This window comes from Rhodococcus artemisiae (genome assembly GCF_036327795.1).
In the GTDB taxonomy this organism is placed as follows: domain Bacteria; phylum Actinomycetota; class Actinomycetes; order Mycobacteriales; family Mycobacteriaceae; genus Rhodococcus; species Rhodococcus artemisiae.
In genome coordinates this window covers 298,518-319,093 of the sequence record NZ_JAUTXY010000007.1, presented here as the reverse complement: position 1 = coordinate 319,093, position 20,576 = coordinate 298,518, and the positions used below count along the sequence as shown (strand labels likewise).

At 66.4% G+C, this 20,576-nt stretch carries 18 protein-coding genes and 1 pseudogene; 13 read left to right on the top strand and 6 right to left on the bottom strand.

Features of this window, described 5'->3' with window-relative positions; genetic code table 11:
* The first annotated feature begins 3 nt into the window (after positions 1 to 3).
* Both Q7514_RS17290 and Q7514_RS17285 read left to right on the top strand, forming a co-directional pair.
* A complete protein-coding gene (locus tag Q7514_RS17290; protein WP_330134535.1) occupies positions 4 to 1,434 on the top strand; it encodes a sensor histidine kinase in 1,431 nt (476 codons plus the stop codon).
* 64 nt (positions 1,435 to 1,498) lie between these two features.
* Positions 1,499 to 2,620 (top strand): alpha/beta hydrolase, encoded by a 1,122-nt coding sequence (locus tag Q7514_RS17285; protein WP_330134509.1) that lies wholly within the window; start codon positions 1,499 to 1,501, stop codon positions 2,618 to 2,620.
* 36 nt (positions 2,621 to 2,656) lie between these two features.
* Here Q7514_RS17285 and Q7514_RS17280 read toward each other — a convergent pair whose 3' ends face one another.
* From Q7514_RS17280 to Q7514_RS17270, 3 genes are read right to left on the bottom strand one after another with little or no spacing between them, the layout of a single operon-like run.
* Positions 2,657 to 3,082 (bottom strand): HIT family protein, encoded by a 426-nt coding sequence (locus Q7514_RS17280; protein ID WP_330134508.1) that lies wholly within the window; start codon positions 3,080 to 3,082, stop codon positions 2,657 to 2,659.
* Positions 3,083 to 3,100: 18 nt separating this feature from the next.
* Positions 3,101 to 3,586: an ArsR/SmtB family transcription factor gene (locus tag Q7514_RS17275; protein WP_330134507.1), complete on the bottom strand. Its 486-nt coding sequence runs from the start codon at positions 3,584 to 3,586 to the stop codon at positions 3,101 to 3,103.
* Positions 3,583 to 4,677: a serine hydrolase gene (locus Q7514_RS17270; protein ID WP_330134506.1), complete on the bottom strand. Its 1,095-nt coding sequence runs from the start codon at positions 4,675 to 4,677 to the stop codon at positions 3,583 to 3,585. Before Q7514_RS17270 ends, Q7514_RS17275 begins: the two co-directional genes overlap by 4 nt.
* A 111-nt stretch (positions 4,678 to 4,788) precedes the next feature.
* Between Q7514_RS17270 and Q7514_RS17265 the strand changes: the two genes are divergently transcribed.
* From Q7514_RS17265 to Q7514_RS17250, 4 genes are all read left to right on the top strand, one after another.
* On the top strand, positions 4,789 to 5,454 hold the full coding sequence (locus Q7514_RS17265; protein ID WP_330134505.1) for a nucleoside/nucleotide kinase family protein: 666 nt from the start codon (positions 4,789 to 4,791) through the stop codon (positions 5,452 to 5,454).
* Positions 5,455 to 5,464: 10 nt separating this feature from the next.
* Positions 5,465 to 6,718 (top strand): phosphoribosylamine--glycine ligase, encoded by a 1,254-nt coding sequence (gene purD / locus Q7514_RS17260; RefSeq protein ID WP_330134504.1) that lies wholly within the window; start codon positions 5,465 to 5,467, stop codon positions 6,716 to 6,718.
* An 85-nt stretch (positions 6,719 to 6,803) separates the two neighbouring features.
* A complete protein-coding gene (locus tag Q7514_RS17255) occupies positions 6,804 to 8,561 on the top strand; it encodes a CocE/NonD family hydrolase (protein WP_330134503.1) in 1,758 nt (585 codons plus the stop codon).
* A gap of 31 nt (positions 8,562 to 8,592) precedes the next feature.
* A complete protein-coding gene (locus tag Q7514_RS17250; RefSeq protein WP_330134502.1) occupies positions 8,593 to 9,768 on the top strand; it encodes a pyridoxal phosphate-dependent aminotransferase in 1,176 nt (391 codons plus the stop codon).
* Positions 9,769 to 9,795: 27 nt separating this feature from the next.
* Here the strand turns inward: Q7514_RS17250 and Q7514_RS17245 are convergent, their stop codons facing one another.
* Positions 9,796 to 11,424 (bottom strand): GMC oxidoreductase, encoded by a 1,629-nt coding sequence (locus Q7514_RS17245; RefSeq protein ID WP_330134501.1) that lies wholly within the window; start codon positions 11,422 to 11,424, stop codon positions 9,796 to 9,798.
* Positions 11,425 to 11,561: 137 nt separating this feature from the next.
* Between Q7514_RS17245 and Q7514_RS17240 the strand changes: the two genes are divergently transcribed.
* From Q7514_RS17240 to Q7514_RS17210, 7 genes are all read left to right on the top strand, one after another.
* Entirely contained in the window at positions 11,562 to 12,173 is a 612-nt protein-coding gene (locus Q7514_RS17240) for a TetR/AcrR family transcriptional regulator (RefSeq protein ID WP_330134500.1), read from the top strand.
* A gap of 31 nt (positions 12,174 to 12,204) precedes the next feature.
* Positions 12,205 to 13,626, top strand: coding sequence for an adenylosuccinate lyase (purB, locus tag Q7514_RS17235; protein ID WP_330134499.1), 1,422 nt, complete (start codon positions 12,205 to 12,207; stop codon positions 13,624 to 13,626).
* Between the two features lie 68 nt (positions 13,627 to 13,694).
* On the top strand, positions 13,695 to 14,309 hold the full coding sequence (locus tag Q7514_RS17230) for a TetR/AcrR family transcriptional regulator (protein WP_330134498.1): 615 nt from the start codon (positions 13,695 to 13,697) through the stop codon (positions 14,307 to 14,309).
* 24 nt (positions 14,310 to 14,333) lie between these two features.
* Positions 14,334 to 14,762 carry an HIT family protein gene (locus tag Q7514_RS17225; RefSeq protein WP_330134497.1) on the top strand — a complete coding sequence of 143 codons (429 nt, stop codon included), beginning with the start codon at positions 14,334 to 14,336 and terminating at the stop codon, positions 14,760 to 14,762.
* A gap of 4 nt (positions 14,763 to 14,766) precedes the next feature.
* A complete protein-coding gene (locus Q7514_RS17220) occupies positions 14,767 to 16,359 on the top strand; it encodes an L-lactate permease (protein ID WP_330134496.1) in 1,593 nt (530 codons plus the stop codon).
* A gap of 46 nt (positions 16,360 to 16,405) precedes the next feature.
* Complete coding sequence (locus tag Q7514_RS17215; protein WP_330134495.1) at positions 16,406 to 17,422, top strand: Dyp-type peroxidase; 1,017 nt, start codon at positions 16,406 to 16,408, stop codon at positions 17,420 to 17,422.
* Positions 17,419 to 18,222 (top strand): family 1 encapsulin nanocompartment shell protein, encoded by an 804-nt coding sequence (locus tag Q7514_RS17210; protein ID WP_330134494.1) that lies wholly within the window; start codon positions 17,419 to 17,421, stop codon positions 18,220 to 18,222. Before Q7514_RS17215 ends, Q7514_RS17210 begins: the two co-directional genes overlap by 4 nt.
* Before the next feature lie 48 nt (positions 18,223 to 18,270).
* Here the strand turns inward: Q7514_RS17210 and Q7514_RS17205 are convergent, their stop codons facing one another.
* Positions 18,271 to 18,756 (bottom strand): MarR family winged helix-turn-helix transcriptional regulator, encoded by a 486-nt coding sequence (locus Q7514_RS17205; RefSeq protein ID WP_330134493.1) that lies wholly within the window; start codon positions 18,754 to 18,756, stop codon positions 18,271 to 18,273.
* Between the two features lie 1,122 nt (positions 18,757 to 19,878).
* A pseudogene (locus Q7514_RS33325) lies at positions 19,879 to 20,395 on the bottom strand (transposase); the annotation flags it as partial.
* Positions 20,396 to 20,576: the final 181 nt, after the last annotated feature.

Here is a 20,576-nt window from a genome sequence, read left to right as displayed (position 1 = left end):
GGTATGCCTCGTTGGCTCCCGCGACTGCATGCGGTGCCGCTGCGGCTGAAGCTGGTCGCGGCTCTGGTCTTGCTCGCGGGACTGGGATTGCTGGCCTCGGGGTTCGCTGTGACCTCGGCGTTCGAGACCTCGATGATCTCCCGTCTCGACCGCGACCTGCACGACGCCGCACAGACCTGGGCGAAACCACTCGGCGCCCGCCCCTTACCGCCACTGCCACAGACCGTGGAAGCAGGCCGCCCGCCGAGCCCGTTCTATGTCCGTCTGACCGATGCAGACGGCGAGATCCGGTTGCTGATCAACGACCAGTCGGAGTCTCCGGAGCTGCCGCCGATACCTGAACCCGGGCTCACCACAGTGGGCTCGACCGGCGGATCCGACGTCGAATGGAGGGTACTGACGACAAGCGATCGGGACGGCGGTACCACCACCGTCGCACTGACGTTGTCGGAAACCGAGGATCTCGTCGGCCGACTCGTCGTGCTGCAACTCGTGATCGGCGGGATCGTGCTCGTTCTTCTCGGCGTTGCCGGATATTTCGCCGTTCGACGCAGCCTGCGCCCGCTGCAGGAGGTCGAGCGTACGGCGGCCGCGATTGCTGCCGGTGACCTGAACGAGCGTGTCCCGGAATCGGATCCGAGAACGGAGGTGGGGGGTCTGTCGGTCGCACTCAACACGATGCTCGCCCGGATCCAGGAGGCGTTCACCGCCACCGCGGCGTCGGAGGAGTCGGCCAGGCGTTCGGAGGAACGGATGCGCAGATTCGTCGCCGACGCGAGTCACGAGTTGCGCACGCCGCTCACGACGATCCGAGGATTTGCCGAACTGTACAAGCAGGGTGCGAGCAACGACACGGACATGATGATGGGCCGCATCGAGAGCGAATCGCGGCGCATGGGCGTACTTGTCGAGGATCTGCTGATGCTTGCACGGCTCGACGCGCAACGCCCGCTCGAGCACAAGCCAGTGGACCTCCTCGCGATCGCTGCTGACACCGTGCACGGCGCGAGGGTCGTCGCGCCGGACCGCACCATCGGCCTCCAAGTCCTGGACGGGCCGGGTACCCCGGAGGTGCTGGGGGACGATGTCCGGTTGCGGCAGGTCCTCGGCAACCTTGTGACCAACGCGCTGACCCACACACCCGCCGACGCATCCGTGACGGTCCGGGTGGGCACGGTCGGCAGCGACGCCGTACTCGAGGTCGCCGATACCGGGCAAGGGCTGTCGGAGGTCGACCGGGAGCGGGTGTTCGAGCGCTTCTACCGCACCGACAGCTCTCGGTCGCGCAGCGGTGCCACCGGCGGCGGCAGCGGTCTGGGACTGTCCATCGTCGCGGCCCTGGTCGCGGCGCACGGCGGAACCGTCGACGTCGACAGCATCCCGGGGCAGGGCTCGACCTTCCGCGTGCGGATTCCGCGCCTGCACCCGGAGTGACACCCCACCCTGCTCTACACTGCGTTTCGCATCATGCCGATTCGTAGGGCACGTAGGGAGCCAGATGGGGATCGCGGATTTCGTGTCGAAGGCCGCCCACAACGCGTGGTCGTTGTTCGTGGCGGACGGTGTCGCAGAGCCGCACCGGACACCGTCGGTCGTGGTCGGCGACGGTCCGCACCGGACGCTGCGTCGCTTCGGCCCCGAGGACGCCGGCGACCCCGTGCTGCTCGTGACGCCACTCGCAGCGTCGCCGACCTGCTTCGACCTGATGCCGGAGCAGAGCCTCGCGGCGTACCTCGTGGGGCTCGGCCGCAGTGTCTTCCTCATCGAGTACGGGGAGATGACCGATGACGACCGCGACCTCGGTCTCGAATACTGGATCGACGACGTGCTACCCGAGGCGATTCATCGTGTCGCGGAACTGTCGGGTGGGCGCAAGGTCGACATCGTCGCGTGGAGCATCGCGGGAAGTCTGACACTGCTGACCTCGGCGGCCCACCCGGAGCTACCGGTCCGCTCGATCACCACGTTCGGGACACCGATCGACTACGAGAAAATTCCGCTGATGGTTCTCCCGCGCCTGGCGGGCAGATATCTCGCGGAGCCGGCGATCGACGTCGCCGACCATCTTTTCGGCGGGATTCCTGCACCTGTAGTGCGGATTGCTTACCGCATCACCGCGATCGAACGCGAGGTGAGGCGGCCGTGGTTCGTCGCCGCCAATATCGCCGACCGCGAGAAGCTCGCGCGAATGGAGCGCGTCGACCGGTTCCAGAACGAGATCGAGGGCTACGCAGGCCGGGTGTTCCGTCAGCTTGCGGTGCAGGTGACCGTGGGCAACGAACTGACGACCGGACGGCTCCAGCTGGGTGGTCGCGTCGTCGAACTGGCCGATGTCGACGTCCCCGTGCTGGCGCTCGGCGGCACCGACGACGTTCTCGCTCCGATTCCGTCGGTCGAGCCGGTCACGTCGGTACTCACCGGGGCGCCGCGAGTACGGTGCGTACGCGTCCCGGGCACTCACCTCGGGATACTCGCGGGAACGACGGCGCCTGCCACGTCGTGGGTGGAGCTGACCGCGTTCCTCGACAATCCCCTCGGTGAGGGTCCGGACGGCGCGGGACCGGTGCCGGCAGCCGCCGGTGAGTCGGAGTCGACTGCATCGGAGACCCGGGCCCACTGAAGTTCGGCCTCCGACAGTTCCGCCTCCGACGCGGCTTCAGGCGGGGACGTGGTCTCCGTGCCCCTGTTCGCGCAGTGCCGCCCGGATCCGGTCGCGGGCACGGTCGAGCGACTCGGCCGACGGGTCCTTCTCTGCCTGTGAGAAATCGAAGTCGCCGAGCGTGTGCGCGGGGAACACGTGAAGGTGCAGGTGGGGGACCTCGAGGCCGGCGATCACCAGCCCGACGCGCGGTGCTTCGTACGCGGCGCACACTGCTCGGCCGACGACGCGGGCGACATGGTTGACCTTGTCCCAGAGGTTGTCGTCGACGTCTTGCCAGTGGTCCACCTCCTGTCGCGGAACGACGAGGACATGCCCTTCGGTCAGGGGATTGATGGTGAGGAACGAGACGACGTCGTCGTCCTCCCACACGAACCGACCGGGCAGGTCACCGGAAATGATCATGCTGAACACGGAAGCCATACCGGCACAATAGGCCGATCACAGCTGCTCGGCGACATCTGCCGCGGCGAGTGAGAGGACCAGCAACGGGACGACCTTCGCAGGTGGGATGTGGTAGCGGTTGCGGGACTGCTGTTCGACGACGTGTGCAGCCGAAAGTGTCCTCAGGTGGTGATAGAGGCGGCCGGGGGACGACAGGGCCGTCGCTTCCTGCAATTCCCCAGCAGTGGCAGGCCCCCGCAGCAGCGTCCGCACGATCGCGAGCCGGGCGGGGCTGCCGAGCGCGTCGAGGACCGCTGCGATCGCGGACCCATCGAGATCGAGGGTGGCGGCAGCGTCGTATTCGATGGTCCACGACACGGTGCCGGACAACGCTACGGTGCCTTGGTAGCCGATGCTGCCTGCCGCCCCCGGTGATGCCGAGCCGGGGCTCTCCTCGGGCGAGGCGCTGTTCTCGAGGAGTCGGACGCGCCGTTCGAGGTCGGCGATGCGGTCCTCGTGGCTGCCGGTCGGGCGGTCGTTCACACCGCGCACCGTATCCGATCGAGGATCTCGGGCTCGGTCATCGCCGCGAACATCAGGCCTTGGTGCGCGAAGCTTCCGAGCGCAGCCGTGTAGTCGGCTTCCGTCATGTTCGACGTCAGTATCACTGCGGTCGCGACGGTGCCGTCGGCCAGTCGCAGGCTCATTGCCTCGGTGAGGATCCCGGGCAGACTTCCGCCCTTGAATCCGAGACCCTCGGCACCGGGAGGTGCGGGCTGCCATTCCAGGTGACCGCGAGCGATGTCCGCTCCGCTCCCGAACGACCCGTCGGCGATCGCCCGATGGATGCCCGCAAGCCGGTCGGCGGTTCCCGCGTTGTCGTCTCGTTGGATCCGGTCCATTTCGCCGAACGGGTCGTCGGGCAATACATCCGGTTGCTGCACGAGTTCGAGGATCTCGGCGCGGAACCCGGGATCGTTCGCGTAGCGCTGCGCGGTGTCCCACAGGCCGGCGTCGGTGTCTTCCGGTGCGATGAACCCGAGCGTATTGCCGAGCATGGTGGGCGGTGCGAAGTCGTCCCAGCCGCCTTGCTCGGCTGCTGCGGTCAGTGCGTCGTCGCCGAGCCGGTCGCGCAGGTAGTCGGGTGCGGCGTTGTCGCTCTCCTGGATCATTGCGGTCACCAGGTCGTCGAGGGCGACCGTGCCCTCGGCGGTGACTCCGAGGCGTTCCAGCGCGGCGGGGTGTGCGCCGCCGTCCGTGTCCGGGAGGTACCAGCGTTCCCATTCGGCGACCGGGATCTGTTCGGCGGGGTCGAGAGTGCCGTCCGCAACGGCCTGCGCGTACGCGGCAAGGTGGACGACCTTGACTGCCGACGCGAGTGGTTGTGGGTCGTCGGCGCCGTGTGCGACGACATTCCCGCTTCCGTCGTCGATGACGAGACCGACCGAGTCGGGGTGTTCGGCGAGGTATCCGATCCAGCCTTCGGGGCTCGTCACGTCGGCGGCGGGGAGGGAAGCGCAGTCGTCGGTGGTGGTCGTGGCGGTTGCCGTGTCGTCTTCAGGCGGTGCATCGGTGCACGCCGTGAGTGTCAGGGCGGTCGCGGCGGCAAGTACGGCGAGGACCTTCGTCGACATGTCTACTCCGTAAGTTCGGAATTTCGGAATTTCGGAATTTCGGAATCAACGATAGGTGTGACGGAGGAGAGTGTCCAGCCTGCCGGGCCGGGCGGTCGTATCGTCACCTCCATGAACGGGCCCGGATCCGCACGTGTCGGCACCCAGCGTGCGCTCATCGACGAGCTCGTCACCGAGGTTCTTGCTCCACTACCGGTGGACCGCCGGACGATCGTGGGGCTGTGCGGACCGCCCGGATCCGGGAAGAGCCGTGCCGCCGGGCTACTCGTCGGTGCGCTCACCCGCGCGGGAATCGAAACGGGTCTGGCGCCGATGGACGGATTCCACCTGTCCAACGCCCAGCTCGACGCGCGCGGCATACGCGGGCGCAAGGGGGCACCCGACACTTTCGACGTGGCGGGATTCCGCGAACTGCTCCAGCGCATGCGACTGCGCCGCGAGGAAGCTGTCTACGCCCCCGACTTCTCGCGCAGGCTCGACGACCCCGTGGCTGCGGTGCACGCCATCGAACCGTCTGCCCGTGTCGTGGTCACCGAAGGGAACTACCTGCTGTTCGACACCGGAGGCTGGCAGGAGATTCGTCCGCTTCTCGATCTCGTGATCTACCTCGACGTGCCCGCCGGGACCCTCACTCCGCGGCTGGTCCGCCGGCATCGCATGGGTGGACGTGCGCGGACACAGGCCCACGACTGGGTCCGCGAGGTCGATCTGCCCAACGCGACCGCCGTCGCTCGCACCCGTGGCCGTGCCGATCTCGTGTGGAGCCCCGTCCCGTAGTCTGTCCTGCGTGCGCGTACTCGTTATCGGCTCCGGTGCCCGTGAACATGCCCTCGCCCTGGCTCTGTCTCGGGATCCGGGTGTGACGGCCGTTCTGGCTGCTCCGGGCAACGCCGGCATCGCGAAGGTCGCCGAGCAGTATCCGGTCGACGCCTCGTCCGCCGACGAGGTCGTCGCGCTCGCGAAAGACAAGCAGGTCGACCTCGTCGTGATCGGCCCCGAGGTCCCGCTCGTTCTCGGTGTCGCCGAGGCTGTGAGAGAAGCGGGCATTCCCTGCTTCGGCCCGTCCGCAGACGCTGCCCGCATCGAGGGTTCGAAGGCCTTTGCGAAGGACGTCATGGCCGCCGCAGGTGTGCGCACGGCACGCAGTGAGGTCGTCGACACCCCCGCGATCATCGACGAGGCCCTCGACCGGTTCGGCCCCACCTGGGTCGTCAAGGACGACGGGCTCGCCGCGGGCAAAGGTGTCGTGGTGACCACCGACCGGGACGCCGCACGCGATCACGCAGCAGAGATCATCGAGAACGGGCATCCCGTACTGCTGGAGTCGTTCCTCGACGGGCCCGAGGTATCGCTGTTCTGCTTGGTGGACGGCGAGACCGTGGTGCCGCTGCTTCCCGCGCAGGACCACAAGCGCGTCGGCGACGGCGACCTCGGCCCCAACACCGGCGGCATGGGCGCGTACACGCCGCTTCCGTGGCTGTCCGCAGACGCCGTCGCGCAGATCGTCGACGAGGTCGTCAAGCCGGTCGCTGCCGAACTCGTACGTCGCGGTAGCGGATTCTCCGGCCTGCTCTACGCGGGCCTGGCCATGGGTGAGGAAGGCCCCGCGGTCGTCGAATTCAACTGCCGTTTCGGGGACCCCGAGACGCAGGCCGTGCTCGCGCTGCTGGAATCCCCGCTCGGCGAGGTGCTGAGTGCGGTCGCCGACGGAACCCTCGCACAGCTGCCTCCGCTGCAGTGGCGCGACGGCGCCGCGGTGACGGTCGTGCTGGCCGCGGAGTACTACCCGGCGAGTCCCCGGACGGGCGACGTGATCACCGGTGCCGACAGCGACAAGGTCCTCCACGCGGGCACGAAGCGCGGCGACGACGGCGCGCTCCTGTCTGCCGGCGGTCGTGTGCTGAGCGTCGTCGGGGTCGGCGACGATCTCGAGGCGGCACGTGCGGACGCGTACGCGACCCTGGGCGACATCAAGCTCCTGGGCGGTCATTTCCGCAAGGACATCGGCCTTGCTGCTGTCGAGGGGCGCATCACGCTCTGATTGGATCCCGCGCGGGAAAAACTTGCGCGTACAGAAAGTATGTTTCACACTCGGTGCATCTTCTGACGAGGACATGAGGTGACACATGGGTTCGTGGAAGCGTCTGTCGATACAGGATCCGGCTCCGCTCGGGCATCACTGCGTCCGGGTGTACCCGCTGCCGAGCGACATCGTCGTCGATCGTGATGTCCCGATCCGCACTGCCGACGGCACCACCCTGCGGGCGAACGTGTACCGGCCGGAAGGGGTCGAGAGATGCCCCGTCCTCGTCTGCGTCACCCCCTACGGCAAGGACGCCGGTGTCGATCGATATCCGGTGGATTTCGACGCGCTCGCCGCGTCGGGGAGCTTCGTCGGCGAATTCGAACTGAGTGACCGCACGGCCTTCGAGGCACCGGATCCCGGCTACTGGGTACCGCGCGGCTATGCGGTCGTGGTCGCCGATCTTCGCGGCTGCTTCGCCAGCGGCGGACGCCCGCGATTGCTGCTCGGCCGGGCTGCCTCGGATGCCGCCGACGTCGTCGAATGGGCCGGCGAACAACCGTGGAGCACCGGGAAGGTGGGAATGGCAGGCGCGTCGTATCTGGCGACCCTGCAGTGGTACATCGCTGCGCAACAACCACCGCACCTTGCCGCCATTGCGCCATGGGAGGGTGTCACCGATCCCTTTCTCGACAGTCTCTGTCACGGCGGCATTCCCGAAACCCGCTACAGCGAATTCTGGTATAGCGCGATGCACCGAGGTTGCCGGTCGGCGTCGGCGTCGGTACGCAGAATCGCGCCCTGGCTGATGCGCCGATTCCCGGACAGGTTCAGGCACGTGGCAGGTCCTCCGCCCTTCGAGGACGTCACTGTGCCCGCTCTCGTGGGAGCGTCGTGGTCCGATCAGGGGCCACGCACTCGCGGATCGATCACCGGCTACACGCGGGTGGGTTCGCCCGACAAGTGGCTGTACACGCACGGCCGGAAGACCTGGCAGACGTTCTACGGCGGCGAAGCGCTCGATATGCAGCGTCGGTTCTTCGACCATTTCCTCAAAGGCGACGACAACGGTTTCGATGAGGTTCCGCGGGTCCGTCTCGAAACCCGCCACGACCTGCGCACCTATTCCGAACGCCACGAGCAGCAGTGGCCACTTCCGGACACTCGTTACGTGTCGCTCTACCTCGATCACGGTACGGGTGGCCTGCGATCCGCGATACCCGGAGAAGCGGCAAGCGACCGAATGTTCCCCGTCGCCGGCGACGAAATGGTCTTCACGACCACATTCGACGAGGACACCGAGGTCACCGGTCACGCCGCACTGCGGTTGTGGGTCGAAGCCAAGGACGCCATTGACATGGACCTGTTCGTCGCGTTGAAGAAGATCGATCCGTCCGGGCGGGATGTCCGATTCGAAGGACACGGGGGCTTCGAAGAAGGGGTCGTCGCGTACGGATGGATCCGGGTCTCACATCGTGCGCTCGATCCGGAAGCGTCGACCGCTTACCGCCCCGTGATCGATCCCGCCGAGTACCGGCCGCTGGTCGCGGGCCAGATCGTGCCCGTCGACATCGAGATCATGCCGCACAGCACCTTCTTCGAAGCGGGATCGTCGCTCGCCCTGGTCATCACCGGCCATGATTTCGAGACCCTCCCCGATGTCCGGCACGACCGCACGATCAACCAGGGATTCCACATCGTGCACGCGGGTGGCCGATTCGATTCGCACCTGTTGCTGCCCGTGGTGCCCGCCGAGATTTCCGCGGACGACGCCACCGGCGTCCCGGCCGCGTCCGCTTCGCTCCACGACCTCCCCATCGCGTGGGGTGCGCTGTTCGGTCGCCAGTACGTCCGACTCTGAGCGCACGGGGAGGACGACTACCGTCGACGTCGTGCGCACTGAATCCCGACGCTCCCTTATCGAGACGTTCCACGTCATGGACGTGTGGAAGGCTGCCGCCGAGCGGCAACGCACCCACGGTGACGTGCTGAGCCTGGCTGCGGGGCAGCCGTCGACACCGGCACCCACACCGGTGTTGCGCGCGACCCGCCGCGCCGTCGACACCGAACTCCTCGGCTACACGGAGACCTTCGGGATCCTCCCGCTGCGCGAAGCGATCGCCGGGTACCACCGCGACCGGTACGGGGTCGACGTCGATGCCGACGGCGTCGTGGTCACCACCGGGTCGTCGGGCGCATTCACCCTGCTTTTCCTCGCCGCATTCGATCCGGGTGACACCGTGGTCGTCGCGCGGCCCGGATACCCGGCCTACCGCAACACACTCGCCGCCCTCGGATGCAACGTCGTCGAACTCGATTGCGGTCCCGATACCCGCTACCAGCCCACCGTCGCCATGCTCGAGGCACTCGACACCCCGCCGGCCGGGCTGGTGGTCGCGAGTCCGGCCAACCCCACCGGCACCATGATCGAACCGGACGAACTCGCAGCGCTGGCCCGCTGGTGCGACGATCACGGCGCGCTGCTGATCTCCGACGAGATCTACCACGGCATCGAATTCGACACCCCGGGCTCGCCTGACACATCGACGTCGTGGGCCACGTCGAGGGAGTCGGTCGTCGTCGGGTCGGTGTCGAAATACTTCTCGATGACAGGCTGGCGACTCGGGTGGATGCTCGTGCCGGAATCGCTACGGCCCGCCCTGCAGCGCCTGGCCTCGAATATGACGGTGTGCCCGCCGTCGATCTCGCAGTTCGCGGCGATCGAGGCATTCAGCGCCGAATCACGCGCCGAACTCGACGGGCACGTTGCCCGTTATGCCGCCAACCGTGAACTGTTGTTGTCCGGGCTACCGGATCTCGGGATCACGAAGTTGGCGCCCGCCGACGGCGCGTTCTACGTGTACGCCGACATCGCCCACCTGCTGGGGGACGAGACGTCCACCGCGTGGTGCTCCCGGCTGCTGCACGACACGGGTCTTGCGCTCGCACCCGGCATCGACTTCGATACGGTCCGAGGTGACGAGACGGTGCGCCTGTCGTTCGCCGGATCGACCGCGGACGTGTCCGCAGCGCTGGACCGGCTTGCCGGGTGGCTGCCGGTGCCCTGAACGGTGCTGCTGCCCTGAACGCAGCTACTACCTGCCTGCCGCGATTATCTGTGCAATGTTGCGTTCGGCGAGTGCTGCGATGGTCAGCGACGGGTTGACCGTGCCGGTGCTGCCGGGGATCAGGGCGCCGTCGACGACGTACAGCCCGGGATGACCGTGCACTCGGCCGTAACCGTCCGTCGCGTCGCCCATCACCACACCACCGAGCGGGTGCGCGGTGAACGACGCGTTGACGTCCGCAGCCATCGGCTCGGCGCCGGGCACGGTGCCGCCCGCTGCCGCCATCTTGTTGTGCACGGCCCGGAGTGCGTCCACGCTCGCGCGCTCGCCACCCGCCGGCCAGTTCACCACCCCGCGATCGGCGTTCGCGTCGTAGACTACCTCGGCGCGTGTCGGGTCGAGGGTCATGCCGAGGGACGCAAGCATGCCGACGTCCTTCGCGGTGCCCGCGACCAGCCAGTTCTCGAGGCTCAACGGCAGACCCGATTCGTCGACCACACGGGAGGCGGCGGGCGAGCCCTGATCGCCCCCGAAACCGTCGGTGAGGGCTACCGAGCGTACGAGCACCGCGTCGCCGTTGGTGCCCCAACCCCGTCCGACGTACTCGTTGAGGTTCTCCAGCGTGCCCGTGTGACGCGCCTTGACCAGCAGTTCCGTGGTACCGATGGAGCCTGCACCCAGCACCAGCCTGTCGCAGGTCAGCGTCGAGGTACTCAGGACTTCGCCGGTGGGATCGACGGCCTGTACCTCCACCACATAGCGGCCGCCGGGTTCCTGCCCGACCGACAGCACCCGGTGCGCGTGGCACACCTGGGCGCGGCCGGTGGCCTCCGCTGCGGGAATGTAGTTCTGGGTCAGGTCGAATTTCGCGCCGTTGGAGTTGCCGAGGTTCGTTTCGCCGGCCACCGCCGAGCGGCGCACCGATCCTGCGAGTTCGGCGCGGACGATGTCCCAGTCCCAGATGCCATCGATACGGTGCGGTGTGTAGCCGGCCTTGATGGCGTCTTCGTCCCAGCGTCGCGAATGCGTGAACTCGGCGGCGTTGTAGATGTCGTCGGGCATCGTGTCGAGTCGCAGCATCGACCGCACCTTGGGGTACCACGTCGAATTCATCTCGTCGTAGCTCAACCGGTCGCCGAACACCTGCTCGAAGAAGTGCTGTTCGGGGGCGATCATCACGCCTGTGAACACGATCGAGCCACCACCGACTGCAGCGCCGCGCCACACCGACATGTTCGGGTAGTCGGTCACGTCGAGCACACCCGCGAAGTCGTCGCACACGACGGGAACTCCGGTGGGGCCGGTGAAATTCGTGCGGTGGTAGTAGCCGCGTCCGTCGGCGAGCAGATCGGTGGTGAAGACCTCCCGCTGGGGGTCGCGCGGCCAGCGCATGCCGCGTTCGAGCACGGTCACCTGTGTTCCGGCTTCCGCCAACCGCAGCGCGGCAACACTCGCGCCGAATCCGGAACCCACCACGATGACGTCCGAATGGGCCGGTGGCGTGGGGGGAGGGGTGAACAACTCGGGGACGAGGCGACGGTACTCGTCGATGCCCACGGGCAGCGCCGACGCGATCGGCAGGCGGGTGCCGGGCACCCCCACGGACGCCACGGCCGCGCCCAACGCTGATGCCAATAGGAACCGGCGACGCTTCATATCCGACTTAGCTCCGATCGTGTCGAGACGACCCGGGGACACGACAGCCGAGCCCCCATGCCAGCGGGCTGATCGTACCGGGCGGTCTCTGCTCCGTTCGCCCCTGGTAGAGGCGGTCGGGCTGTCACGATGACTAAGTGTCGATTGCTGCAACTCCGAAAGGCGAGCGGCGCCGCCAGGCGCTGGTCGAGGCTGCAGCAGATCTCATACTCGAAGGCGGAATCGACGCGGTTCGGCACCGGTCCGTCGCGACCCGCGCCGGCCTACCGCTGGCGTCCACGACGTACTACTTCGATTCGCTCGACGACCTCGTGACGTGTGCCGTGCACTTCAACAGCGTGCGCGAACTCGATGTGATGGGCGACTGGGTGCGCGAGGTCCCTGAAGCGCCGCGCGCCGTCGGCTCCACCGCCGATCTGATCGTCGACCTGCTGATCGGCCCGCAGGCCATCGGACCCGCAGACCGAGAGCGCCTCATCTCGCGGTACGAGCGTTACGTCGCGACGGCACGCCATCCCGAGCTTCGCGACGTGCAGCTGGAGATGCGTGAGCAGCTCGACGAGTTGCTCATCGAACTTCTCCACCGGTGCGGCCGGGACGTGCACACAGATCAGCTGCGTCGGCTCGTGGCGGTGGTCGACGGTGCGGTGCTCGGTGGTCTCGGAGAGCTCGATCCCGACCCGAGAGCGCTGGCACGAGGGATCTTGATCGACGTCGTGGACACCGTCGCGCCGCCGGCCGATGCGTGATCGCGGGTACGGGTCCGTAAACTGTTGCTCCGTGAGCAACATCCCGAACGTCCTCGCCACCCGGTACGCCAGCCCTGAAATGCGGCAGTTGTGGTCGCCGGAGCACAAGATCGTGCTCGAGCGCCAGCTGTGGCTCGCAGTGCTGCGTGCCCAGGCCGAGCTCGGGATCGATGTGCCGGCGGAGGCGGTCGCCGACTACGAGCGTGTCCTCGATCAGGTCGACCTCGACTCCATCGCCGCCCGCGAACGGGTCACTCGGCACGACGTGAAGGCCCGGATCGAGGAGTTCAACGCCCTCGCCGGTCATGAGCACGTGCACAAGGGTATGACCAGCCGCGACCTGACGGAGAACGTCGAACAGCTGCAGATTCTGCGGTCGCTCGAGCACGTTCATGCACACGGTGTCGCGGTCGCGGCCCGACTCGCCGAGCGCGCCGCCGAATACTCGGCGCTGGTGATGGCCGGACGTTCGCACAACGTCGCGGCACAGGCCACGACTCTGGGGAAGCGGTTCGCGTCGGCGGCCGATGAACTCCTCATCTCGCTGCAGCGCGTACGCGAACTGATCGACCGGTATCCGCTGCGCGGTATCAAGGGCCCGATGGGTACTGCCCAGGACATGCTCGATCTGCTCGGCGGCGACGCCGGAAAGCTCGAGGAGCTCGAAGCGAAGGTCGCGGAGCACCTCGGCTTCTCGCACGTGCTGACGAGTGTCGGCCAGGTGTACCCGCGTTCGCTTGACCACGACGTGCTGTCGGCGCTCGTGCAGGTCGGTGCGGGTCCGTCGTCCTTCGCGCACACCGTCCGCCTCATGGCCGGACACGAGCTGGTCACCGAGGGGTTCCAGCCGGGCCAGGTCGGATCGTCTGCCATGCCGCACAAGATGAACACCCGCTCGTGCGAACGAGTCAACGGGCTGCAGGTCGTGCTGCGCGGCTACGCCTCGATGGCTGCCGAGCTCGCCGGTGCCCAGTGGAACGAAGGCGACGTGTTCTGCTCGGTCGTGCGCCGTGTCGCGCTGCCGGATGCGTTCTTTGCGATCGACGGGCAGATGGAGACCTTCCTGACGGTGCTCGCCGAGTTCGGTGCGTACCCGGCGGTGATCGAGAAGGAACTCGTCCGGTACCTGCCGTTCCTGGCGACCACGAAGGTGCTCATGGCCGCAGTGCGCGCAGGCGTAGGACGAGAGACCGCGCACGAGGCCATCAAGGAACATGCTGTGGCTGTGGCGTTGGCGATGCGTGAACAGGGCCGCGAACCGGACCTGCTCGACCGCCTCGCAGCCGACGAGCGGTTGCCGCTCGACCGCGCAAGGCTCGACGCGGCCCTCGCCGACAGATCGGTTTTCGTCGGTGCTGCCGAGGCGCAGACCGCTCGGGTGGTCGGCGCCGTGGAGGACTTGGTAACGGAATATCCGGAGGCAGCGAAGTACTCGCCGGCGCCGATTCTGTAGCCGAAGGGGACGGCTACCACAGGGGGATTGTTCGATGGGGGTAGCTGCACACAACAGGGGAGACGACAGTGCCGGAGAAGGCGGGAATCAACGGGCGGATCAGGGACGCGGCGCGCACACGCACCGCGCTCCTCGATGCAGCGCTCGAGGTGTTCCTCAGGGACGGGTATGCCGAGGCGGCAACCGAAGAGATCGTGGCAGTGGCGGGCGTGACCAGGGGCGCGCTCTATCACCACTTCGCGAACAAGCGTGAGCTGTTCCGGGGCGTGATCGAGCGCCTCCAGAAAGAGGCCGAGGAAACCCTCGTGCCGGACGAACCGTATGACGACCGGTGGGACGCGTTCACCGCCGCAGTGCTCGCGTCCCTCGACGCGGTCTACGACCAGGCGACCCGGCGTCTGCTGCTGATCGAGGCACCCGCGGTGCTCGGATGGGCCGAGGTACGGGAGACCCACCGCGGTTCGACGTTGCGCAGCGTCGAACTGATGCTGGAGTCGTTCCGTCCCGACGGGGCGGAAAAGTCGATTCGTGAATCGGTGCTCGCTCATCTGGTCGTGGCTGCCGTCGAGGAAGCGATGCTGTACCTCGCGCACAGCGATGATCCACAGCGCGACCGCAGTGTCGTGGAAGCGGAATTGTTGAGAGTGCTCAGCGCTGCCCGACGGCCCGCCGTCGGCGCGTAGTCCCCGAGTGAGATCCTTACCTACGTGAACGACTGCATTTTCTGCGCGATCGTGGCCGGAACCGCACCTGCGAGCGTGGTGCTGGATGAACCCGATGTACTCGCGTTCATGGATATCCGGCCCTTCACGTCCGGGCATCTACTGGTCGTACCCAAGCGGCACGCATCCGGTCTGGCGCAGCTCGATCCGGACGACGGGGCGGCGGTGTTCGCGGCGGGGCAACGTATCGCAACGGCCCTCCGGGCGAGTTCGCTCCCGATCGACGGCGTGAACCTCTTCCTGGCAGACGGCGTGGCTGCAGGCCAGGAAGTGTTTCACGTACATCTGCACGTGGTTCCGCGCACCGGCGGCGACGGCTTCGGGGTCCGCGCCCGGCCGCAGTCACCCAACCGGACGGTACTCGAGGGCACCGCCGATGCGATCAGGTCCGCCCTGACCGTGCCCGAGGGGTGATCTCGTGACGTATGTGCAGCCGATCGCGCCGATCGGCGAGTCGATCGCGTGGTCCGCGCTGGTCGCGGTCCTCCCGCTCCTGACGATGCTCGTGATGCTGGCGGTGTTCCGCGTCAAGTCCTATCTCGCTGCGGCGGTCGCGGTCGTCGTTGCCGTTGCTGTCGCGGCGACGGCCTACGGGATGCCGCTGCTGTCGGCGGTCGGCTCCGGACTCGAAGGTGCCGCCTTCGGCGTGTTCCCGATCATGTGGACGGTCGTCAGCGCCGTGTTCGTCTACCGGCTGACTGTCGAGACGGGGCATTTCGACGTCCTGACCCGTGCCTTCGCGCGGATCTCCCCGGATCCCCGCATCCTGACGATCGTCATTGCGTTCCTGTTCGGTGCGCTGCTCGAGGCCGTCGCAGGATTCGGAACACCGATCGTCGTCGCCACCGTGGTGCTGATCGGGGCAGGGCTGAAACCCGTGCGGGCGGCAGCGGCGGCGTTGATCGCGAACGCCGTGGGCACGCCCCTCGGTGTCATGGGCACCCCGATTCTCACGATGTCCAAGGTGTCGGAGATTCCGATCGAGGAGATCGGACCCGTCGTCGCGACCCAGGTGTGCGTATTGGCGGCGTTCGTGCCGCTGGTGCTCGTCGCGGTCGTCGACGGTGCCCGAGGAATCCGGCAGACGTGGCCGGTTGCGATCGCGGTCGGTATCGCTTTCGCATCGGCGCAATTCCTGTGCGCGACCTACTTCGTGGTGGGCCTGAGCAACATTGCCGGTGCGGCCGCCGGACTGGTAGTGCTACTGATCGTCCTGCGATTCCGATCGCCCGCCGGTGAGGTGTCCGCCGCGCCGCAGCACGAACTCGACAGCAACCGTCGTGTCGTCGAAGCATTCGCTCCGTACGCGCTGATCGTCGCAGTGTTCCTGATCAGCCGTATCGGTCCCGTCGCGTCGGTGTTGTCGGGTGCGACGTTCTCGTTCACATGGCCGGGTGTGGATGTGGAGACTGCGGCCGGCGAGGTTCCCGCAGCCGAGACGTTCACCCTGAATCTGCTGACCGCACCGGGCACGATCGTGTTCGTCGCGGCATTGCTGTCGATCGCGCTGTTGCGTGTAGAGGCGGGGGACGCCCTGCGATGTTTCGTCGCCGCGGTCGTGCAGCTGAAGTGGTCGTTCGCGACGGTGACGTCCGTGGTCGCCTTGGCCTACGTGATGAACCTGTCGGGCCAGACAGCGACGATCGGCCAGTTCCTCGCGGGTGCGGGGGCCGCGTTCGCCCTGCTGTCGCCGGTTCTCGGGTGGCTCGGTGTGGTGGTGACGGGATCGAACACCGCCTCGAATGCGATGTTCGGAAGCCTGCAGGTGTCCGCCGCGCAGCAGGCAGGCCTCGACCCGACCGTCCTCGTGGCAGGCAACATGACCGGCGGAACGGCCGGAACCCCGATCGCGCTGCAGAATCTTGCCCTGGTGTCGTCGGTCGAGGGCTTGGCAGGCAGGGACGGATTCCTGCTTCGCCGGCTACTTCCCGTCAGTCTCGCGGCGCTCGCCGTGTACGCGGTGGTGGTGTGGTTGCAGACCATGTCCGTGCTGTCGTGGATGGTGACATAGGGTTCGGCTGCGTACGTTCGACGGCGCTTTCCATTACGGTGATCTTGTGCCAGTTTCCCAGCCGATCATCACGCCCTTGACCGAGGCGGCGATCTTCCTCGTCGTCAGGGTGGACGAGGGAGGTGAATCCGCGGTACGAGAGCTGCTCGGCGACCTCGCGGGGCTGCGTCGTTCCGTAGGCTTCCGCATCCCGGACGGTGGTCTCTCGGTCGTCGTGGGGATCGGATCTCGGATGTGGAACCGACTGTTCTCCGGGCCGCGCCCTGCCGAACTGCACGAGTTCGTGCCGCTGGACGGCGACACGCATCACGCGCCCGCGACGCCGGGAGACCTCCTGTTCCACCTGCGCGCGTCGACGATGGACTTGTGCTTCGAGCTCGCCGGGAAGATCAACGACCGGCTGCGTGGCGTCGCCACGGTGGTCGACGAAACCCACGGATTCCGCTACTTCGACCGCCGCGACCTGCTGGGGTTCGTCGACGGCACCGAGAATCCCGAGGAAGACGAGGCGGTCGCTGCCGCGCTGGTGTCCGACGACCCGGACTTCGCGGGCGGCAGCTACGTCATCGTGCAGAAGTACCTGCACAACCTCGAGGAGTGGAACGCGCTGTCCGTCGAGGAACAAGAGCGGGCGATCGGACGGACCAAACTCGACGACATCGAACTCGACGACGACGTCAAACCGGCGAATTCGCATGTGGCGCTCAACACGATCGTCGACGACAACGGTGAAGAACGACAGATCCTGCGAGCGAACATGCCGTTCGGGAACTTCGGTGCCGACGAGTTCGGCACCTATTTCATCGGCTACTCCGGCACACCCGAAGTGACCGAACAGATGTTGCGCAACATGTTCCTCGGCGATCCGGTCGGAAACCACGACCGGATTCTGGACTTCTCCACGGCCGTCACGGGCACGCTGTTCTTCTGCCCGGCCATGGAGTTCCTCGACGACCTTCCGCCGGCACCGCCGGAGCAAGAGGTCCACCCCGAATCGAACGCACCGACCACCGGAGACGGATCTCTCGGAATCGGCCCTCTCAGAAGGAGTTCAACGCTGTGAACAATCTGTATCGCGAACTTGCCCCGATCACCGACGCGGCGTGGTCCGAGATCGAGGAGGAAGCCTCCCGCACCTTCAAGCGACACGTCGCGGGCCGCACCGTGGTGGACTTCTCCGGTCCGCACGGCACTGATTTCGCGGCGGTCGGCCTCGGCCGCACCAGCGAGATCGATGCGCCGGCCGACGGAGTACGGGCGCGGCAGCACCGGGTGGCGCCCGTCGTCGAACTGCGTGTGCCGTTCACGCTTTCGCGTGAGGAACTCGACAACGTCGAGCGCGGCGCCAACGACGTCGATCTCGACGCGGTGAAAGATGCCGCCAAGAAGATTGCGTTCGCGGAGGACCGCGCGATCTTCGAGGGCTACGCGGCCGCGAGGATCGAGGGTATTCGTGCGTCGTCGACGAACGCTCCCCTCCACCTGCCCGAGGATCCGCGCGACATTCCGGAAACTATCAGCCTCGCGCTGTCGGAGCTGCGCCTCGCCGGTGTGGGCGGCCCGTACTCGGTGCTGCTCAGTGCCGACGCATTCACGAAGGTCAGCGAGACCTCCGACCACGGCTACCCGATCCGCGAGCAGATCCGCCGCTTGATCGACGGCGACATCATCTGGGCGCCGGCGATCGACGGTGCGTTCGTCACCACCACCCGCGGCGGCGACTACGACCTGCAGGTCGGACAGGACCTGTCGATCGGCTACCTGTCGCACGACGCGGACACCGTGCAGTTGTACTTCCAGGAAACCTTCACGTTCCTCGTGTACACCGGCGAGGCCTCGGTCGCGTTGCTTCCGACGAGCTGATCCGTGGGGTCGGTCCGCCCGGTCGCTACGGGCGGCCCCGACCCCACGTCAGCGTTGGCTCTGGTGTAGTTGCTCCTGGGCGGCGGCGTTGATGCGGACGAGGACCCGGTGCAGTTCCTCGAGTTCGGGAATGTCGACGCCGAGTGTGTCGACCACCTGTTTCGGAACGCCCTCGGCGGCGATCCGCAGGTCGTGGCCGGCGTCGGTCAGGTCGACGACCAGTCGCCGCTCGTCGATCGAGCTGCGGGTGCGGGTGATCAGCCCGAGTGTCTCGAGTCGCTTGAGAAGCGGCGACAGTGTGGGGGAGTCGAGCTGCAGGAGCGCGCCGATGTCCTTGACAGCGAGCGGTGCCCGCTCCCACAACGCCAACATGACGAGGTACTGCGGGTGCGTCAGTCCGAGTGGCTCGAGAATCGGCCGATACACCGCGAGCACCGCACGGTTCGCCACCGACAGGGCAAAACACACCTGACGGTCGAGGGCCAGGGGGTCGTCATCGGATGAGGTCTGCGAATCGGGGAAATCGACGCTCATATGATCACCGTACCGAATCGGTCGTGCGTCAATGGATCGTGGGCGATTTGGTTGTTTTTAGATTCGCTTCACGGCTGATGCACTCGGTGACCAACTTGTCGCGAGTCCACGCAATCCCCGCGAGCAAGGTCGGTGACGTGTCCACGCTCGCTATGATCGCGGATCGGCAGCTGCAATCCGGAACTGCCGTCAGCCGCGGCGCATGGCTCACACTGTGTTCAGAAGACAAGCCCGAGATCGGCACAGAGCAGTACGTCGTTGTCTACGGCAACCGACGTCTCGCCGCCGTCAAGTATGGACGCGAAGGTTTCGGCGTTGTTGTCCGAGACAGCATCGCAGCAAACAGGGAGAGGTCCTCTGGGTTGCGACCAGTGAGAACATCGCGCCGAGACTTCGACGTTCGCGAAGAAGCCAAGCTGTCGAACTCATGGTCGAGGTGTTCGGCAGTGCTGACGCTGCAGCAGCAAGACTTGGACGCTCGAAAAGGGCGGGTATCCCCAACGCCGCGCCTTACTGAATTGGATTTATTCCAGAACTTCAGGCGGTTCTCCAGGCAGGCAATCTCGCGGTCAGACATGCGCGAACTCTTGCCAAGGTCCCCTGTGAAGAGCAGGTTGCGGCCTGGGAAGCGGCGCAGCACCCTCAGTCGGGCAAGGTAAGATGCGAGCCATAGGCTCATGACAACCAGGCGAACCCTGAGCAGCAGACGCCGACGAACCGGCCATAATACCCGAGCCTCCCGACAGGATAGTGCAGGTACTGAAGAAGCTCGGAGTCGGTCCGGCGCTGCCCACCGCAGCTCAAACAACAGCTTGCCCAAATCATTCCCACAGCACGCGGACTGGAGTACACACGCGCTCGCGGCGTCTCGCAACAACACCCTGACGCGCCACAACAACCAGTAGGCCCAATACTTCACGACCACAACCTCATGCGATCCTGTGCTGAGTCACGATGAGCAGCATCGATGAGCAGTTCGCACTCTCGATGCCGACCCAGCCCAGATACCGAGCACATCGACGAACACGTTACGCCCGATACTCAACTCGTCCACGAATTGGAACAGGCGCGCCCGGCACTATCGATCCACAGGACCCGGAATCCGATACAACTGTCGACGTTTTCGGAGAGGGACTTGTCGGTGATGCGGCTGATCGTGTCCTTAGAAACGCTCGCGGCGTAGAGGTTGGCGAAGTGAGCAGCGATCTCACCGGTTGTCAGCTCCTTCGCACTCAACGACAGGACAATCTCGTCCGCCCGGTCAGGCGTCGTTGGCGTTTCTTGACGATCTGCGGGTCGAACGAGGCATCGGTGTCTCTGGGAACCTCGATCTCGACCGGTCCGATCTCTGTCAGGACAGTTTTCGTCCGGGTTCCGTTAAGGGAGTTGCCGCTACCTCGACCTGCGAGGTCGTGTTTGTCGTAGCCGAGGTGCGAGTAGGGGTCTCCCCTGAACGAAGTGCTAGGTGAACATTTCCCCATCCAATGCGGCCAAAGAGCACGTTCTTCGTCAACTGGGTTCAGCAGGCCATCCGGGCCCATCAAAGTCGATAACCTGTTCCTCGGCCTGGGCCAGGAGCTGCTCAGCGAGCTGCTGTGGATCCACCTCGGTAGCCATGGGTTTCCAGTGTCTCGGTCATCATCGATCCTTCCTGCCAGGCTTACGCCCGGCGTGTCAGACCAAGGTCGAATCCACCGTTATTCGCACAGTCCTATCTAGACGATAGACATGCGAATTGTCAGTGTATGCATGATGTTTCGGTTGACACGGGGGTCGGTGAGTATTTGGAGGCTTGAAGGCCACCGGGTATTACCTCTCGG

Excerpts from the sequence above, each read along its gene's own strand:
- Q7514_RS17285 (WP_330134509.1), top strand. The coding sequence starts at position 1,499 with ATGGGGATCGCGGATTTCGTGTCGAAGGCCGCCCACAACGCGTGGTCG.
- Q7514_RS17205 (WP_330134493.1), bottom strand. The coding sequence starts at position 18,756 with ATGAGCGTCGATTTCCCCGATTCGCAGACCTCATCCGATGACGACCCC.
- Q7514_RS17245 (WP_330134501.1), bottom strand. The coding sequence starts at position 11,424 with ATGAAGCGTCGCCGGTTCCTATTGGCATCAGCGTTGGGCGCGGCCGTG.
- Q7514_RS17265 (WP_330134505.1), top strand. The coding sequence starts at position 4,789 with ATGAACGGGCCCGGATCCGCACGTGTCGGCACCCAGCGTGCGCTCATC.
- Q7514_RS17290 (WP_330134535.1), top strand. The coding sequence starts at position 4 with ATGCCTCGTTGGCTCCCGCGACTGCATGCGGTGCCGCTGCGGCTGAAG.
- Q7514_RS17270 (WP_330134506.1), bottom strand. The coding sequence starts at position 4,677 with ATGTCGACGAAGGTCCTCGCCGTACTTGCCGCCGCGACCGCCCTGACA.
- Q7514_RS17255 (WP_330134503.1), top strand. The coding sequence starts at position 6,804 with ATGGGTTCGTGGAAGCGTCTGTCGATACAGGATCCGGCTCCGCTCGGG.
- Q7514_RS17280 (WP_330134508.1), bottom strand. The coding sequence starts at position 3,082 with ATGGCTTCCGTGTTCAGCATGATCATTTCCGGTGACCTGCCCGGTCGG.